This is a genomic window from Granulosicoccus antarcticus IMCC3135 (assembly GCF_002215215.1).
Lineage (GTDB): Bacteria > Pseudomonadota > Gammaproteobacteria > Granulosicoccales > Granulosicoccaceae > Granulosicoccus > Granulosicoccus antarcticus.
This window is the reverse complement of record NZ_CP018632.1, coordinates 6,856,638-6,872,096: the sequence shown is the minus strand read 5'-3', so window position 1 is coordinate 6,872,096 and position 15,459 is coordinate 6,856,638. Positions and strand designations below refer to the sequence as shown.

Annotated in this window: 16 protein-coding genes; 9 read left to right on the top strand and 7 right to left on the bottom strand. The window is 55.0% G+C overall.

What is annotated here, in order from left to right; all coding sequences use genetic code 11:
- Positions 1 to 8: 8 nt before the first annotated feature.
- A complete protein-coding gene (locus tag IMCC3135_RS29765) occupies positions 9 to 476 on the bottom strand; it encodes a peroxiredoxin (RefSeq protein WP_088920893.1) in 468 nt (155 codons plus the stop codon).
- 89 nt (positions 477 to 565) lie between these two features.
- On the opposite strand from IMCC3135_RS29765, the gene dapA reads away from it, so the two are divergent.
- Genes dapA through IMCC3135_RS29750 form a run of 3 tightly spaced genes read left to right on the top strand, consistent with a single transcriptional unit; the run spans position 566 to position 3,227 of the window.
- Positions 566 to 1,444: a 4-hydroxy-tetrahydrodipicolinate synthase gene (dapA, locus tag IMCC3135_RS29760; protein ID WP_088920892.1), complete on the top strand. Its 879-nt coding sequence runs from the start codon at positions 566 to 568 to the stop codon at positions 1,442 to 1,444.
- Positions 1,441 to 2,427 carry an outer membrane protein assembly factor BamC gene (gene bamC, locus IMCC3135_RS29755; RefSeq protein ID WP_157736363.1) on the top strand — a complete coding sequence of 329 codons (987 nt, stop codon included), beginning with the start codon at positions 1,441 to 1,443 and terminating at the stop codon, positions 2,425 to 2,427. The genes dapA and bamC overlap by 4 nt, the downstream gene beginning before the upstream one ends.
- Positions 2,428 to 2,429: 2 nt before the next feature.
- On the top strand, positions 2,430 to 3,227 hold the full coding sequence (locus tag IMCC3135_RS29750; protein WP_088920890.1) for an MBL fold metallo-hydrolase: 798 nt from the start codon (positions 2,430 to 2,432) through the stop codon (positions 3,225 to 3,227).
- Between the two features lie 192 nt (positions 3,228 to 3,419).
- On the opposite strand, the gene dxs is transcribed toward IMCC3135_RS29750, so the two are convergent.
- From dxs to radA, 4 genes are all read right to left on the bottom strand, one after another.
- Entirely contained in the window at positions 3,420 to 5,366 is a 1,947-nt protein-coding gene (gene dxs, locus IMCC3135_RS29745) for a 1-deoxy-D-xylulose-5-phosphate synthase (RefSeq protein ID WP_088920889.1), read from the bottom strand.
- Positions 5,367 to 5,556: 190 nt separating this feature from the next.
- Complete coding sequence (ispA, locus tag IMCC3135_RS29740; protein WP_088920888.1) at positions 5,557 to 6,483, bottom strand: (2E,6E)-farnesyl diphosphate synthase; 927 nt, start codon at positions 6,481 to 6,483, stop codon at positions 5,557 to 5,559.
- Positions 6,483 to 6,752: an exodeoxyribonuclease VII small subunit gene (locus IMCC3135_RS29735; RefSeq protein WP_205737778.1), complete on the bottom strand. Its 270-nt coding sequence runs from the start codon at positions 6,750 to 6,752 to the stop codon at positions 6,483 to 6,485. Before IMCC3135_RS29735 ends, ispA begins: the two co-directional genes overlap by 1 nt.
- Before the next feature lie 126 nt (positions 6,753 to 6,878).
- The gene (gene radA / locus IMCC3135_RS29730; RefSeq protein WP_088920887.1) at positions 6,879 to 8,258 is read right to left on the bottom strand and encodes a DNA repair protein RadA; all 1,380 of its coding nucleotides are present in this window, start codon (positions 8,256 to 8,258) and stop codon (positions 6,879 to 6,881) included.
- Positions 8,259 to 8,425: 167 nt separating this feature from the next.
- Between radA and IMCC3135_RS29725 the strand changes: the two genes are divergently transcribed.
- From IMCC3135_RS29725 to IMCC3135_RS29705, 5 genes are all read left to right on the top strand, one after another.
- Positions 8,426 to 8,833 carry a hypothetical protein gene (locus IMCC3135_RS29725; RefSeq protein WP_088920886.1) on the top strand — a complete coding sequence of 136 codons (408 nt, stop codon included), beginning with the start codon at positions 8,426 to 8,428 and terminating at the stop codon, positions 8,831 to 8,833.
- Positions 8,834 to 8,899: 66 nt separating this feature from the next.
- A complete protein-coding gene (locus tag IMCC3135_RS29720; protein WP_157736362.1) occupies positions 8,900 to 9,496 on the top strand; it encodes a ZrgA family zinc uptake protein in 597 nt (198 codons plus the stop codon).
- A 33-nt stretch (positions 9,497 to 9,529) separates the two neighbouring features.
- Positions 9,530 to 10,267, top strand: a complete 738-nt coding sequence (locus IMCC3135_RS29715; protein WP_088920884.1) for an ABC transporter ATP-binding protein — start codon at positions 9,530 to 9,532, stop codon at positions 10,265 to 10,267.
- A 1-nt stretch (position 10,268) separates the two neighbouring features.
- Positions 10,269 to 11,522 carry an ABC transporter permease gene (locus tag IMCC3135_RS29710; protein ID WP_088920883.1) on the top strand — a complete coding sequence of 418 codons (1,254 nt, stop codon included), beginning with the start codon at positions 10,269 to 10,271 and terminating at the stop codon, positions 11,520 to 11,522.
- 60 nt (positions 11,523 to 11,582) lie between these two features.
- Positions 11,583 to 12,158 (top strand): DUF3299 domain-containing protein, encoded by a 576-nt coding sequence (locus IMCC3135_RS29705; RefSeq protein ID WP_088920882.1) that lies wholly within the window; start codon positions 11,583 to 11,585, stop codon positions 12,156 to 12,158.
- A 53-nt stretch (positions 12,159 to 12,211) separates the two neighbouring features.
- Here IMCC3135_RS29705 and IMCC3135_RS29700 read toward each other — a convergent pair whose 3' ends face one another.
- Together IMCC3135_RS29700 and IMCC3135_RS29695 are read right to left on the bottom strand one after the other, a co-directional pair.
- Positions 12,212 to 13,519 (bottom strand): HlyC/CorC family transporter, encoded by a 1,308-nt coding sequence (locus IMCC3135_RS29700; protein WP_088922158.1) that lies wholly within the window; start codon positions 13,517 to 13,519, stop codon positions 12,212 to 12,214.
- A gap of 106 nt (positions 13,520 to 13,625) precedes the next feature.
- Positions 13,626 to 14,492, bottom strand: a complete 867-nt coding sequence (locus IMCC3135_RS29695) for a cytochrome C assembly family protein (RefSeq protein ID WP_157736361.1) — start codon at positions 14,490 to 14,492, stop codon at positions 13,626 to 13,628.
- A gap of 172 nt (positions 14,493 to 14,664) precedes the next feature.
- Here IMCC3135_RS29695 and IMCC3135_RS29690 point away from each other — a divergent pair, with 172 nt between their 5' ends.
- Entirely contained in the window at positions 14,665 to 15,402 is a 738-nt protein-coding gene (locus IMCC3135_RS29690) for a DUF2786 domain-containing protein (RefSeq protein ID WP_088920880.1), read from the top strand.
- Positions 15,403 to 15,459: the final 57 nt, after the last annotated feature.

The window sequence follows — 15,459 nt, the reverse complement described above, 5'->3', positions numbered from 1 at the left end:
TAGAGGTTCTAAAGGGCTTGAACGGCTTCCAGCACTTCGTCGACGTGCCCCGGAACCTTGACCTTGCGCCATTGTTGACGCAAAACCCCAGCCTCATCGATCAGGAAAGTGCTGCGCTCGATACCTTCGAACTCCTTGCCATACATTTTTTTCAGCTTGATGACATCATAGGCGCGACAGACACTGCCATCTTCGTCAGACAGCAATTCGAAGGGCATTTCCTGCTTGGTCTTGAACTTCTCGTGGCTGGCGACTGTATCTTGTGACAATCCGAGGATGACAACACCGGCGGCGGTGAATGCATCGATGGAGTCACGAAAATTCTGGCTTTCGGTCGTGCAACCGGGAGTGGCATCGCGGGGGTAGAAATACAGCACCACTTTGCTACCTTTCAGGCTGGGTAGAGAAATGTTCTGCCCGCCGGTGGCTGGTAAATCGAAACTCGGGGCTGGTTTGTCGAGATCTGGAATGCTCATGTGATTTCAGTAACGGTGTAATCGTTCGGATAGCGGTTGAGAAAGCCGCGTGGCAACAGTACCATTGCGGAATAACTCAGGAGTGATGCATGTTTCAGGGCAGTATGGTGGCACTCGTCACCCCCATGCTCGACGATGGTTCGGTTGATGATACGGCTTTGGCCGATCTGATCGAGTTTCATGTCGAATCTGGTACTGACGCCATTGTGGCGGTAGGTACTACAGGAGAGTCAGCTACATTGACGGTACCAGAGCATGCTCAGGTGATCAAACGGATCATTGAGCTGGTCGCTAAACGGGTGCCGGTTATTGCGGGTACAGGGGCAAACGCCACAGCTGAAGCCATTGAATTGACGGCTTTCGCTCGAGATGCGGGTGCAGATGCCTGTCTGCTGGTCACCCCGTATTACAACAAACCCACACAGGAAGGGCTGTATCTGCACTTCGAGGCGATAGCCAAGGCTGTGAATATTCCCCAGATCCTGTACAACGTGCCGGGCAGAACGGCTGTGGATATGTTACCTGCGACGACGGCACGCTTGTCACAGCTTGCCAATATCGTTGGCATCAAAGAGGCCTTCGGTACGGTCGATCGCATCCGCGAGCTGCTGGAAGTCTGTGCCGATGATTTCATGATTGTGACCGGCGATGACGCCACTGCCATGGAAAGCATGCTGGCAGGTGCGCATGGCGATATCTCGGTAACGGCCAATGTCGTGCCGCGTGAAATGCATTTGATGTGCAAGGCAGCCATTGCTGGTGACCGGGTGACCGCGACGGCCATCGAAGAAAAAATCTGCGATCTGCATCGAGATCTGTTTGGCGAGTCAAATCCCATTCCGGTTAAATGGGCCTTGTATGCCATGGGGCGCATTGGTAGCGGCATTCGCCTACCGTTAACGCCATTGGCAAGTCAGTATCACGAAGCGGTCACTGTTGCCCTGAAGAAAGCCGGAGCCCTATCTTGAATACCTGCAATTCACTTGCCTTGCTGGCGCTTAGTGCCACGATCCTGTCTGGTTGTGCCAGTTTTCGTTCCGATGCCAGTCCCGATGTGGTGTACGACACCCGGGCGGAAGCCGCTCGTGAGTTGCAGGTTCCCCCTGATCTGACCGACATCAGTAATGCAGAGCAATTTGTCCTGCCTGGTACATCGGGTGGCCCGGTGACCCGCAATACTCTGTTGCCGGAGTTCTCAACCGTACGCTTTGAGCGTGCCGGGCAACAGAGCTGGCTGACTTTTGAACGCTCACCGGAAGATATCTGGCCCGAGCTGTTGGCATTTGCCAAAAAGGAAAAGTATCTGATCTACAAAACCGAGCCGGCCACCGGTCTGCTTGTGACGCAATGGCGTCCCGCTAGCGCGGTGGCCAAGGCCAATTTGCTGAAAAACCTGATTGGTGCTGATGAGGAATACAGTCGACTAAGCTTTCGCATCGAACGAAACGGTACCGGTTCGCGCCTTTTTGCACGCTCGCAGGCAGCCTCTGAGAAAGTTGCCAACGCCCCGGCAAGTGACAAGATTGCCTGGCCTGCCAGCTCTCATGACCCGGAAGAGACCAGTGCTGTGCTGAACAGTCTGTTGGTATTTCTGGGAGTAGAAGAGCAGAAGGCGCGTGGCATTATCGATGCGGGACAGGCAAGTCTTGTGACCGATGAGGCATTGGTGCAAGAGACAGGTGCAGGCCGGCAGCTGGTTGTCCAGCGCGGCTTCAAGCCGACTTTCACCGCCGTGCTGGCAGCCTTGAATCAGCTCGACTATGCCGTTACGAGTAGTGATGATGGCGTTGGTCGTATCGAATTCATGGACGGTGAAACACCGATGGTTATCGAACTGACACCACAGCACATCAGCGAAGTGCGAGCGGCCTTGAGCGACATGGACGGACGGCGTCTGCCAGAAACGACAGAAGAGACGATATTGAACGCTTTACTGGCGAAAATTGCCTGACGATGATTCAGGTTGCGGCACTGGGTAGTGGCAGTTCCGGTAATTCGTTATTGGTGCGATCAGATAAAACGACACTGCTGATCGACTGCGGTTTCACGATGAAGGAAACCATCGCCAGGCTCCACCATCTGGGGCTGGCACCGTCAGATCTTGACGCTATCCTGATTTCGCATGAACACGGTGACCACATGAAAGGTGTGGGGCCGATGTCCCGCAAGTTTGGTCTGCCTGTCTGGTGTACGCATGGTACTTACCACCGTGCACGTGACAATCGTTTCTCCTCGGTACGGCTGTTTCATGCGCATGAGCCATTCATCATCGGCGATATGGAAGTCGATCCGTTTCCGACGCCGCACGATGCCGCAGAGCCTTGTCAATTCGTCTTCTCAGTCAATGATGTACGGTTCGCCAATGTGACGGACCTGGGGGCCTGCACGCCGCACGTGCGTGAGAAGCTGGCCGGTATTCATGGTCTTGTCGTGGAATGCAACTACGACAACGAGATGTTGCGCAAAGGGCCCTATCCACCCAGCTTGCAGGCACGGATACGCTCCGACTACGGGCACCTGGGAAACGATCAGGCCGGCGAACTGTTGCAGGAGCTGGATCATCCGGAATTGCAGTTCATCCTGCTGGGGCATCTGTCAGAACAGAATAACTCTGATGCTTTGGCACTGGCCACCATGCAAGCCCATGTCGAAGATCGTCATGAGCGTATATCCGTGCTGGCTCAGCACTGTTGCAGTCAGTGGTTCGATGTCGTCTGCAGTGTCGCAGCTGAGGCTTTGGAGCCCGCCTGAGGCAAGCACGGGGCCTCTTGCCCTTTTTCTGTGTCTGTGGTGTGCCTGCGGGGCTGTGTGGCGCCTCTCTTTTAGCCAGAGTGCGGCCCTGATGCCGTAAACGCCTTGCAAGGGCCTGTCCGGGAATGGATCCGATTTACTGCGGAAGCAAAAATCTGGTCAGCCTTGCAGGGCTCGACCAGATTTTCAGAATCACGCGGCTTGGGCAGCAACCAGAACATTGATCTGCTCACGCAGACCCGCTAAATCCAGTCGGCAATACTCGAGCAGTTCTTCGCGTGAGCCATGCTCCACGAATTCATCCGGTAAGCCGATCAGTTTGATGGCGGTGGTAGCGCCAACCTGGCTCAAATACTCCAGAACTCCGGCACCGGCACCGCCAGCAATCGAATTTTCTTCCAGGGTGATGATCAGGTCGTGAGATTGCGCGATGGATTCCAGCAGTTCGGTATCCAGCGGTTTGACAAAGCGCATGTTCACCATCGTGAAATCCAGTTCTTCAGCGAGTTGCTGGGCCGGCTCAACCAGTGTGCCAAAGGCGAGCAGGGCAACCCGCTTGCCTTCGCGACGCAGCTGGGCCTTGCCGACAGGCAAGGCTGTCATGAGCTCGTCCACATCGACACCGGGGCCATTGCCACGTGGATAGCGTACTGAACTGGGACCGTCTATCTGCATGGCGGTGTAGAGCATCTGTCGACATTCGTTCTCATCAGCCGGGGCCATGACGACAATGTTGGGTAGGCAGCGCATGAATGAGAAATCGAAGCTGCCCGAATGGGTCGGACCATCGGGGCCGACCAGACCTGCGCGATCTATGGCAAAAACGACGGGTAGATTCTGTATGACTACGTCGTGGATGAGCTGGTCGTAGGAGCGCTGAAAGAACGTGGAGTAGATGGCCACGACCGGTCGCATGCCACCGCAGGCAAGCCCTGCAGCCAGTGTGACGGCGTGTTGCTCGGCGATGCCGACATCAAAATAGCGATCAGGAAACTGCTGCTCGAATGCCACCATCCCGGAACCTTCGCGCATGGCAGGCGTGATGCCGATCAGTCGATCATCCTTGCCGGCCATATCGCAGAGCCATTGGCCGAAAACCTGAGTGTAGGTAGGGCGGTTGGACTTGCTGCTTTTGAGAACCTTGCCGGTGGCCGTGTCGAACGGGCCAATGGCATGCAGAGCCAGAGGGTCTTGCTCTGCAAATTTGTAGCCTTGTCCTTTGCGGGTCACCACGTGCAGAAAGACCGGGCCTTTCAGCTCGCGTACATTGCGCAGGACCGCTACCAGGCTTTCCACATCGTGACCATCAACCGGGCCAAAATAGTTGAAACCCAGTTCTTCAAACAGGGAGCTGGGGACGACCATGCCCTTGACGTGCTCTTCGGTGCGTCTGGCCAGCTCGAGCATGGACGGTACGTGGCTCAATACGCGTTTACTGCCTTCGCGTGCGCCGGATACGAACTTGCCGGACAGCATGCGAGCCAGATACTTGTTCATGGCACCGACATTGGGAGATATGGACATGTCGTTGTCATTGAGAATGACCAGCATGTCGGCCTTTATGCCGCCTGCATGATTAAGTGCCTCGTAGGCGAGTCCGGCTGTCAGCGCACCATCACCAATGACGGCAACGACCTTCTCGGGGCCCTGTGCAGGGTCGGCCAGAGCCTGGCCCGCCGCTTTCGTGGCTGGTGGCTGGTCGCTCGCACTGCTGTTTCTGGTTCGCTGGCGTGCCGCCAATGCCATGCCCAGAGCCGCACTGATGGATGTGCTGGAGTGCCCGACACCGAAAGTGTCGTACTCGCTCTCAGCGCGATTGGGGAAACCTGCCAGGCCACCTTGCTTGCGCATGCTTGGCATCTGATGGCGTCGACCGGTCAGAATCTTGTGGCCATAGGTCTGATGCCCCACATCCCAGACGAGCTTGTCTCGCGGGGTGTTATAGACATAGTGGATGGCAATGGTCAGCTCGATGGTGCCCAGACTGGAGCCCAGGTGGCCGCCAGTACGTGACACGGACTCCACCACGAAATTTCTCAATTCGTGAGATAGAGCAGGGAGCTGGTTCACATCGAGCTTGCGCAGGTCTGACGGTGCGTCAATGCGGTCCAACAGGGGGTAATCCGTCGCTTTGGTCATGGTGTCACATTAGATACGTAACGCGGATTATCACTGTTGTAAGACTCAAATTACAACCCGAGTTGCAAAAACGTGTGAAATTCCCATTACTTTGACGCGGCCGTCAGCCTGTGCTAGCGCGATTGGCGAAAGTGTGTATTGGCAGTTTTAGCGCTGAATCGGCTGATTGGCAGCGTGCTGAAAGCCTTGTCTAAAAATTACGTTGCACAATATAGGCCGAAAGCATTCGCAGTTCGTCAAAATCCGGTCCGAGCCCGTCGAGCTGTGACAAGGCTGTCTGGTGCATATTCTGAGCATGCTCGCGAGCGCCCTCCAGGCCTAGCAGTGCCGGGTAGGTGGGTTTGTTCAGGGCAATGTCGGCACCCTGTTTCTTGCCAAGCGTTTCAGTATCGCTGACGACATCCAGAATGTCGTCCACAATCTGGAAGCACAGACCGACGGCCCCTGCGTAATTTTCCAGCCTGGTCTGTAATTCTGACGTCTCGGGATCAGCCAGCATGGCAGGTAGCAGTACGCTGGCTTTGATCAGGGCCCCGGTTTTGTGATTGTGCATGTTTTCCAGCTCGGCCAATGTCAGCTTGCGACCGACCGATTCCAGATCAATGGCCTGGCCTGCAGCCATGCCGTGGGCACCACTGGCTTGACCCAGAATTTCGACCATGCGCAATTTGGCCGTGGCGGACACCAGAGGGTCGCGATTCAAGGCCAGAATCGTGAATGCCAGCGCTTGCAGAGCATCGCCTGCCAGAATAGCGGTCGCCTCATCAAATGCCTTGTGACAGGTAGGCTTGCCCCGCCTCAAATCATCATCATCCATGGCAGGCAGATCGTCATGGACCAGAGAATAGGCGTGCATCATTTCAAGAGAGCAGGCGGCGACATCGACCCGATCAAGTGACAGGCCCAGAGCCTTGCCAGTGGCATAGGTGAGTATCGGACGTATGCGCTTGCCGCCATTGGTTACCGAGTAACGCATGGCTGAGGGCAGTCGGGTGCCACTGATTTTGGGATCCGGCAAATGCAGAAGCAAGGCTGCGTCGACACGTTGCTGATAGATCTTGAGAGTTTCAGTGAAAGCTGCGTCGACCTGAATAGGGGTAGGAGTCAGAGTTGACATCAATTTTCCGCAACAGGTTCGAAGTCTGCCAAGCCATCATTGTCCGCTGAGTCCTCGGCGGTGTCATCCATGAGTATTTTCACTTTCTGTTCAGCTTCGCTCAGGCTTTGCTGGCAGAAGCGCGACAAAGCGACACCACGCTCGAATTGCTCCAGAGAACTTTCCAGTGACTGATCGCCGCTTTCCAGTGACTCAACGAGGGTTTCCAGTTCGCCGAGTGCGTCTTCGAACTTGGTGGACTTGGGTATTTTTCGCGTTTTCTGCGACACGTGCGTACTCTTCTGGTGTGCTCAAGTCGTAGTTTACGGGATTGGCGCTCATCCGGCAGCCTCGTGTGATGTTGCAGGTGATGTTGCAGGCAAGCCAGTGCTCTGCGCACTGGCTGTCTGGCCAGTCTAGTCCAGCAGATCGATGGCCTCATGCAGGCGATGAATGCCATCCACCTGCAGCCCCTTGATGGCTTTTTTGGGCAGGTTGCCATAGGGGACGATCGCTCGCTTGAATCCGTGTTTGACGGACTCCTGCAAGCGTTCCTCACCATTGGAGACCGGGCGAACCTCGCCTGCCAGGCCGACTTCACCAAATACCACAAGGTCACTGGGCAGAGGGCGTGTGCGAAAAGATGACAGAGCCGCCAGCAGGACGGGCAGGTCGGCAGCGGTTTCGGATATACGAACGCCTCCGACCACGTTGACATAGACATCCTGGTCAAACATGGCAATGCCTGCATGGCGATGCATGACAGCCAGCAACATTGACAGGCGGTTCTGTTCCAGTCCCAGAGAGACGCGCCGAGGACTGCCTGAGTGGCTGGTATCCACCAGCGCCTGGGCCTCCACCAGCATGGGTCTTGTACCTTCTCGCGTAACCATGATGACACTGCCGCTGACCGGCTCCGGATGCCGGGACAGGAAAATGGCAGATGGGTTCTTGACGGCCTTCAAGCCCGACTCATCCATGGCAAAGACACCCAGCTCATTAACAGCGCCAAAGCGGTTCTTGACAGCACGAATGACTCGATAGCGGCTGCCGGGGTCGCCTTCGAAATACAGGACGGTATCGACCATGTGTTCCAGCACTCGCGGACCTGCCAATGCGCCTTCCTTGGTGACATGCCCAACCAGAAAGATGGCCGTACCTGTCTGTTTGGCGTAACGCACCAGTCGGGCTGCACTTTCGCGTACCTGGGCAACGGCTCCAGGCGCCGAACTCAGCAGCTCGGTATACATTGTCTGAATGGAGTCAATGACCATGACATCCGGCTTTTCCTGGCTGGCATGGCCAAGAATGGCTTCTACCTGAGTCTCTGCCAGTAGCCGCAGATTCTTCTCTGGCAAGTTCAGACGTCGTGCCCTGAGTGTGACCTGTTGCAAGGATTCTTCACCGGTGATGTACAGCACACGACGCTGCTCACTCAGATAGGCCAGGCTCTGGATCAGCAAGGTTGACTTGCCGATACCCGGATCGCCGCCAAGCAGTGTCACTGAACCCGAGACCAGTCCACCCCCCAGCACACGGTCAAGTTCGGAGAGTCCCGTGCTGACACGTGCCTGCTCGACCATGGTGACATCGGAGGCATTGGTGATGCCATTACCACCAGCGTAGCCACCGTAGCGGGCATTGGTGGCCGCCGCCGTTGCTGTGCTGGCAGGGCCTACAACTGCTGTAGATTCTTCCAGCGAGTTCCATTCACCGCAGTCTGCGCATTGGCCACTCCATTTTGAGGATATTGCGCCGCAGGCGGTACATTGATAGCGTTGCTTGACTTTCGACATAGCGGAAGTGTGTCATGTTTGGGTAGCAGTGTGGCGACTGAGCGCGTGACAGTTGTGAACATCATATCGGCCCTCAAGTGAGCTTGCGGAATGCCGATTACTACACAGTCGACGCGGGCCAATGCTTTTCGGTAACACCCGTTTCATGAACATTGCCCTATACTTCCATGATGATACGCGGCCGCCTTATCCATCTACTGATCGTTGTTGCACTGCTGTGCAGCCAGATGGTTTCGGCTGCCCATATTGCGGGTCACCTTCATGGTCCCCGGGACTCAGAAAGTCAGTTTCATGAGCATGCCGATCATATTGATCATGCCAATCATGCCAATCATGCCAATCATGGCCTGACGGCTGACAAGGCCGGGCACAACGATGCGGATACGCAACATAAGCTGCCGCTGTCCTGCACGATGTATCACATTCATGCAGGTGCCTGCTTCCTGCCGCAGGACGATGGGCTTGCCTCAGTGGCAGGTTTTATCAATTTCCATCAGTTGCCAAGCCTGACCCCTGAATGGGTAATGCTGGTTCGAGGTCTGCATAGTATTCGGGGTCCTCCCCACTTTTCCTGAAGTTCATTGTTTTGACGTGCAATGCCTTTGCGCATTGCCGTGTCACCCAATCTCAGGAAAATACCCATGAAATACCAAGCTTTGCCAGCGATCACGCTGTGCCTGACAACCTCCCTTTCCCTGCATGCTGCCACTGAGCGTGATCTTGATAGCCATGTACACGGTGGCGCTTCGCTGAACATGGCGATAGATGACAATACCTTGTTTGTGGAATTCGAATCGCCATGGGTTAATCTGGTGGGTTTCGAGCACGAACCCTCCACTGAAGAGCAAGAAGCGGCGATTGCAGAATCCATACAAAGACTGCAGGAAGGCGGCACTCTTTTTGCCTTCGCCGGAACACAGTGCGAATTGCATGAAACTGTCGTCGAAAGTTCGATGAATAGCGAACACGAGGAGCATGATGCAGATCACGACTCAGATCACGACTCAGATCACGACTCAGATCACGAAGAACACGAAGGTGGTGAACATTCCGAGATCGTCGTCAGTTATGTCTTTGATTGTGCCGACATCAGCAAGCTGGAAACGATTGATGTGGAGCTGCAGTCAGTCTGGTCTGGTATAGACGATATTGATGTACAGATTGTCGGACCCCAGGGGCAGTCCTCTACCGAGCTAGGGGCCGATAATAAAACAGTCGATATGGCTTCAGTACTTTAACGGCTGGATAACATCAACCCGGTAGCCGACATCATGACTGTATCCCGTAGTACATCCTCTGCAATTGTGCAGATGTCGAAGGTGGAGTTTGCCTGGCCAGGGCAGAGCAAGCCTGTCATCAGCATTGATCATTTCACGATTGCAGCGGGGGAGCGTGTGTTCTTGCGCGGTCCATCGGGGTCGGGTAAAACAACATTACTGAGTCTGGTCTCTGCCGTGCTGATGGCTCAGCGCGGCACTATCGAGGTTGCCGGTGTTGATCTGCACAATCTTGATGGTCGGCACCGGGATCGGTTCCGTGCCGATACTATCGGGCTTGTTTTTCAGCAGTTCAATTTGTTGCCGTTTCTGTCCGTTGCTGAAAATATCGAATTGCCTTGCCGATTTTCTTCTAATCGGCGTGCCCGCGCTACGCAGGCAGGTTTGAGCCTGCGGGAGGAGACAACCCGATTGCTTGAGCGCATGAAGCTTGCTGGCGATACGCTGGAGCGCTCTGTCATGCAGCTGAGTGTTGGTCAGCAGCAGCGAGTCGCTGTTGCGCGGGCGCTGATCGGGCAGCCGGCTCTTATCATCGCTGACGAGCCGACATCAGCTCTGGACAGGGACTCCCAGCAAGCCTTTACCAGTCTGTTGTTCGAAGAAGTGGCGGCTGCAAACTCCAGCCTGTTGTTCGTCAGTCATGACGAGACACTGGCGAAAGGTTTTGATCGATGCGTCGATCTGGGTGAGATCAATAGCGCTAGTACGAGCCTGATCGGGGAGTTGCACTGACATGTTTTCAATTGCCTGGAAAAGTCTCTGCAATCGTTGGCCAACAGCAATGCTGGCCATTCTGGCCATCGTCATGAGCGTTGCCTTGATCCTGACGGTAGAGAAGGTTCGGCACGATGCGCGATCCAGTTTTACCCAGACAGTATCCGGCACTGACCTGATCGTGGGTGCCAGGAGTGGTGCGGTTCAACTGTTGCTCTATTCCGTTTTCCGGATTGGCAATGCGACTAACAACATCAGCTGGGAAAGTGTTCAGGACATTGCGGATCGCTCTGCAGTGGAATGGCTGATTCCCTTGTCGCTTGGTGATTCGCACAAGGGCTTTCGGGTTGTAGGGACCAATAGCGCCTTTTTCGAGCACTTCCGTTATGGCAATGATCGCTCGCTGAAGCTGCAGACCGGAAAGCCCTTTAATGACGTATTTGACACGGTCATTGGTAGTGAAGTGGCGGAAAAGCTGGGGTATTCAGTGGGTCAGTCCATCGTCGTGGCTCACGGTACCGGCAACGTGGGGCTGGTAGAGCATGATAATCAGCCATTCGTTGTTAGTGGGATTCTTGAGCGTACGGGAACACCCGTCGACAGAGCGGTGCATGTCAGCCTGGAGGGTATCGAGGCGATGCATGTGGATTGGCGCAGCGGTACCAAGAAGCGTGGTGAAGGTACGCCGGCGGACATCATCCGCGACATGGATCTGCAGCCCGGTGCGGTAACGGCCGTTTTGGTGGGATTGCACTCCCGAGGCGCTGTATTCAAGGAGCAGCGTGCCATCAATACCTATACCGAAGAACCCTTGCTGGCGATTCTGCCGGGAGTGGCGTTACAAGAACTATGGGGCCTGGTAGGGGTTGCAGAGAGTGCTTTGTTCATCGTCTCTGTCAGCGTGGTGATATGTGGGCTTGTCAATCTCATTACCGTGTTGCTGGCAGGACTCAACGAGAGGCGTCGAGAGATGGCAATTCTGCGCTCCGCCGGGGCCCGTCCTGCGCATATATTTCTGTTGCTGTGTATCGAGTCGACGCTGCTGACGATCGTGGGGGTCATCATGGGGCTCATCTTGTATTACCTGGCCACCATGCTGGGTGGACAGTGGCTGCAACATCAGTACGGAATCAACCTGAGTTTGTCGTTGCCGGGCAGAAATGAGCTGTTCATTCTGGGCTCTATCGTGATGGCAGGACTGGTTGCCGGAACACTGCCGGCACTGAGCGCCTATCGTAAATCGCTGTCAGATGGCATGGCACAGCGACTCTAGTGGGTAATCAACCGGTAGTTACTCAACGTTCTGTAATCAATTTGAATCGAGGATAAAACAATGAAAGCAATCAGAATTGTCTTGCTCGTGGCACTGAGCCTGGGCGGCGGCTGGATGGCGATGGCCAATGCGGCATGGTGGTGGTCATCCGATGAGTCGGTGACCGGGGAGCTGCAGGAGCTGAGCTGGGATGACCTGATACCTGCCGATTTTCAGCAACCGGAAAATCCTTTCAATACCATGACGCAGGAGGCCATAGACAAGTTGCTTGATGGCAGTGATGAATCCAACGCGGAGCTGACTCGACTACAGGAGGCGTTTGACTATGCGCCAACTGTTGAGGCGCTGGATGGTAAGCGCGTTCGCTTGGCAGCCTACGTGACGCCACTGGATTTCGATGAGCAAATGCAACTGAAGGAATTCTTGCTGGTGCCCTATATGGGGGCCTGCATTCACACGCCACCTCCGCCAGCCAATCAGATCGTGTATGCCATGTCACCGACTCTGGTGGAACTGAAAAGTCCCTATGAGCCGGTGTGGGCCGTCGGCGTACTACATGTCGATACGACGAATAGTGAACTGGCAGAAGCCGGCTACCGTCTGGAAGTGGAAGCGGTTCTGCCTTATTCAGAATAGCTGCTGCTAGAGGAGCTTGGAGGTCGTGAAACAATTAACTATTTCACGACCTCTTAGCTGCTGGAAGCGATATCCGTATTCTTGGCATCCTCGTCAGCTTCATCGAAGTCTGCCGGTTCAATGCGCACTTGCTGAACCTTGTTGTCTTCGACGGCCAGTATGGTAATAGGGTGACCATTGAAGGTGAACACGGCACCCTGTGGCGGGAAGTTTTCGAAATGTTCGACCACAATGCCATTCAGCGTCTTGGGGCCTTCCGAGGGCAAGGACCAGTTGAGCGATTTGTTCAGGTTGCGGACCTGTGTGGTGCCATCGACAATGAAGCTGCCGTCAGGCTGTGGCCGGATTTCTGCCGGTTTGACGTGCGGGTCATTGTCAAACTCGCCAACAATTTCTTCCAGAATTTCTTCCAGTGTCAGCAAGCCCTGAATATCGCCATACTCATCAACCACGAGTCCTACACGTCGACGCTCACGTTGGAAGTTCAGTAGCTGCACCGTCAGAGTCGTGCCTTCGGGAATGAAGTAGGGATCACGGACAACCGACTCTACATATTCACGCGTGATTTTTCCGGCACGCAGGGCGTCCAGCATTTTCCTCAGGTACAGAAAACCGACGACATTGTCGACATCTTCGCGATAGACCATGACCCGGCTGTGAGGGCTATTGATGATTCCGTGTAAAACCTCGTCCCAGGGAGCAGAAAGATCGATCCCCACGATTTCGTTACGCGGCACCATGATGTCATTGACCGATACGGTGCCAAGATCAAGAATATTGAGCAACATGTCGCGGTGGCGCTGCGGCACCATGCCGGCGGTCTCATTGAGCACGGTTCGCAGCTCTTCACTGGACAGGTGCTCATCCTCGGCAGGAATGGAGTCGGTTTTGAGCAACTTGAGAATCAGGGAGCTGATCCAGTTGGTAGCAACAACCAGAGGGTAGGTCACTGTCATCAGCGGGCCATAGATGGCTGAGGCCAGAAACGCGAACTGTTCCGCACGGCGTGTTGCGAACGTCTTGGGCGTTACTTCGGCAAACACCAGTATGACAATGGTCAGCAGCCCGGTTGCTATCGCAATACCGGCTTCTCCCATCAGGCGCAGAGCAATAACCGTCGCAATGGCTGACGCCGAAATGTTGACGAAGTTGTTACCCAGCAGGATCAGGCTGATAAGCCGATCAGGGTTTTCCAGCAATTTGGCCGTTCTTTGGGCCGCCTTGTGTCCGTTATTGGCCTGGTGCCGCAATCGATACCGATTGACGGTCATTAATGCCGTTTCAGATCCGGAAAAGAAACCTGAAATCAATACCAGCAGCACTAGAATGGAGAATAGTGCACTGATGGGGATGCTGTTCAAGAACAACTAACCTGAGTTTGCTAAAGATACTTGCACTATAGCAACGAGTAAGCCTGTTTGAGTGCTCGGGCTTCAACTAAGTGTTTTGTAACCAGTGTGCATCGTGCTAACGCAGAACCACTTCCAATACGAGTTTGCTGCCGAAATAGGCAAGAATCAGCATCGCAAAGCCCGCCAGAGTCCAATGAACGGCCTTTTTGCCCCTCCAGCCAAACTTCCAGCGCCCAAAAAGCAAAATACCGAAAATTGCCCACGCGATGCAGGATAGTACGGTTTTGTGAACCAGGTGCTGGTGAAACATGTTCTCCAGAAATGCAAAGCCGGTCATCAGGCTCAGTGACAGCAGAACAAAGCCGGCCGTCAATAAAGTGAATAGCAGCTCTTCAGTGGTGTCCAGTGGTGGTAGTGCCCGCATGAAGCCTCCGGGCTTGTGACGGGACAGAAAGTGGCGTTGTATCGATACCAGTATGGCCTGAGCCGCCGCCAGTGAGAGCATGGCGTAGGAGAGCAGTGATAGAAAGACGTGTATCTGTACCGCATCACCAATGATTTCTGTGCCACCGCCTGAGGCGTGGCTGACGACCAGCGATATAGCTGCCAGTGGGTATACGGCCAGACCCAGATAATCTGCTGGTTGATACAGGCAAAGAGCTATCTGTAGTAGTGCAACGATGAGTGTGGTTGCAGCAAAAGAGGTAAGCAGTGGTAGTCGCAGGTCGTCGGGCAGGCCCGTTTGCTGAATCACTACCCAGGCGTGAAACAGGGCTGCAATGAATGCGAGTGTCAGCGTTTTCTTGCGGCGACTGCCTGGAATAGGCGGGTGGCCGCTGCGCGCGCCATCGCGCGCATGCCCGATAGCCACTGTGCTCTGCAATTGATCGGCACGGGGGGCAGAGGCCGCCAGTGAACGTGATAACAGTGCGCTTGCCAAGCTGTAGAACGCGACTGCAATCAAGGGTATGGTGAAACTCACAATAACAGTGCCAGTTGCTTCAAGCGGAAACGGCAGTTTAATGGCTGCCAGGATTTGTCAAGAATAGCATGCACTACTTATCGTCATCAGTACCTTGTAAGCTGGCATGCGAACGTAACTTGCAGGCGGGTTTTTTGTAACGTTTGCACTCCATGGTCGGTATGCTGAACTCATGAAAACTGCTGACCGTGAAAAACTGCTGACACGCATCCGCAAGCTCTACGCCATGAGCCGGGAGAGCGAGTCCAGCCCGCATGAGGCTGAGATTGCCATGCGTCGCTGTCAGTCTCTGATGGAAAAATTTGGCGTTACCGAGAGCGATCTGGAAACCTCGGAGTTCGGTGCCAGTGGCATTGGCAAGGATTTTCGCGCGGTACCTGCCTATGTCGGTGTGCTGGGCTCGGCAGTTGCCCTGTTACATGACTGCATCTGTGTGAAAAGCCGGAGTATCGAGTTCCGAGGCTTCAGCATCGATGCCGAAGTGGCATCGTTGACCTATGGCTATCTCAGCGAGGTCATGGAGCGCTCACTGAAGCTGCGCAAGGCCGACGGTTCGGTGCCGCCAGGTCGATCCGCCAGTTTTGACTACCGGGTCGGGTTCTCATTGGCCGTGCTGGAGCGGGCCCGTAAAATTGACAAGGATCGACAGGCCGCTGAGGCGGCGCTTCGCAATAATCGTCCTGATACCCCCCCGGATAGTGATTCAAGCATTCCTCGTGGATCCAGTCTGACCATCAGAAAGCGTGAAATCGTGCGGGAAAACTGCATGGAGGGGCTGGTGACAGGGCGGCCCAAGCGGGTGCGCTATCGCAGCGGTAACGCCCACTCGGCCGGCTCTGACGACGGGTCGCGAGTATCGCTGGACAAGCAGGTGACGGGACGTAATAACCCGGCCTTGCAGGAAAGCTGAGGCCAGCCGCAAACCCGGTACAGCTAACCTTTTCAACGACACGGTACAGGAAGCCCT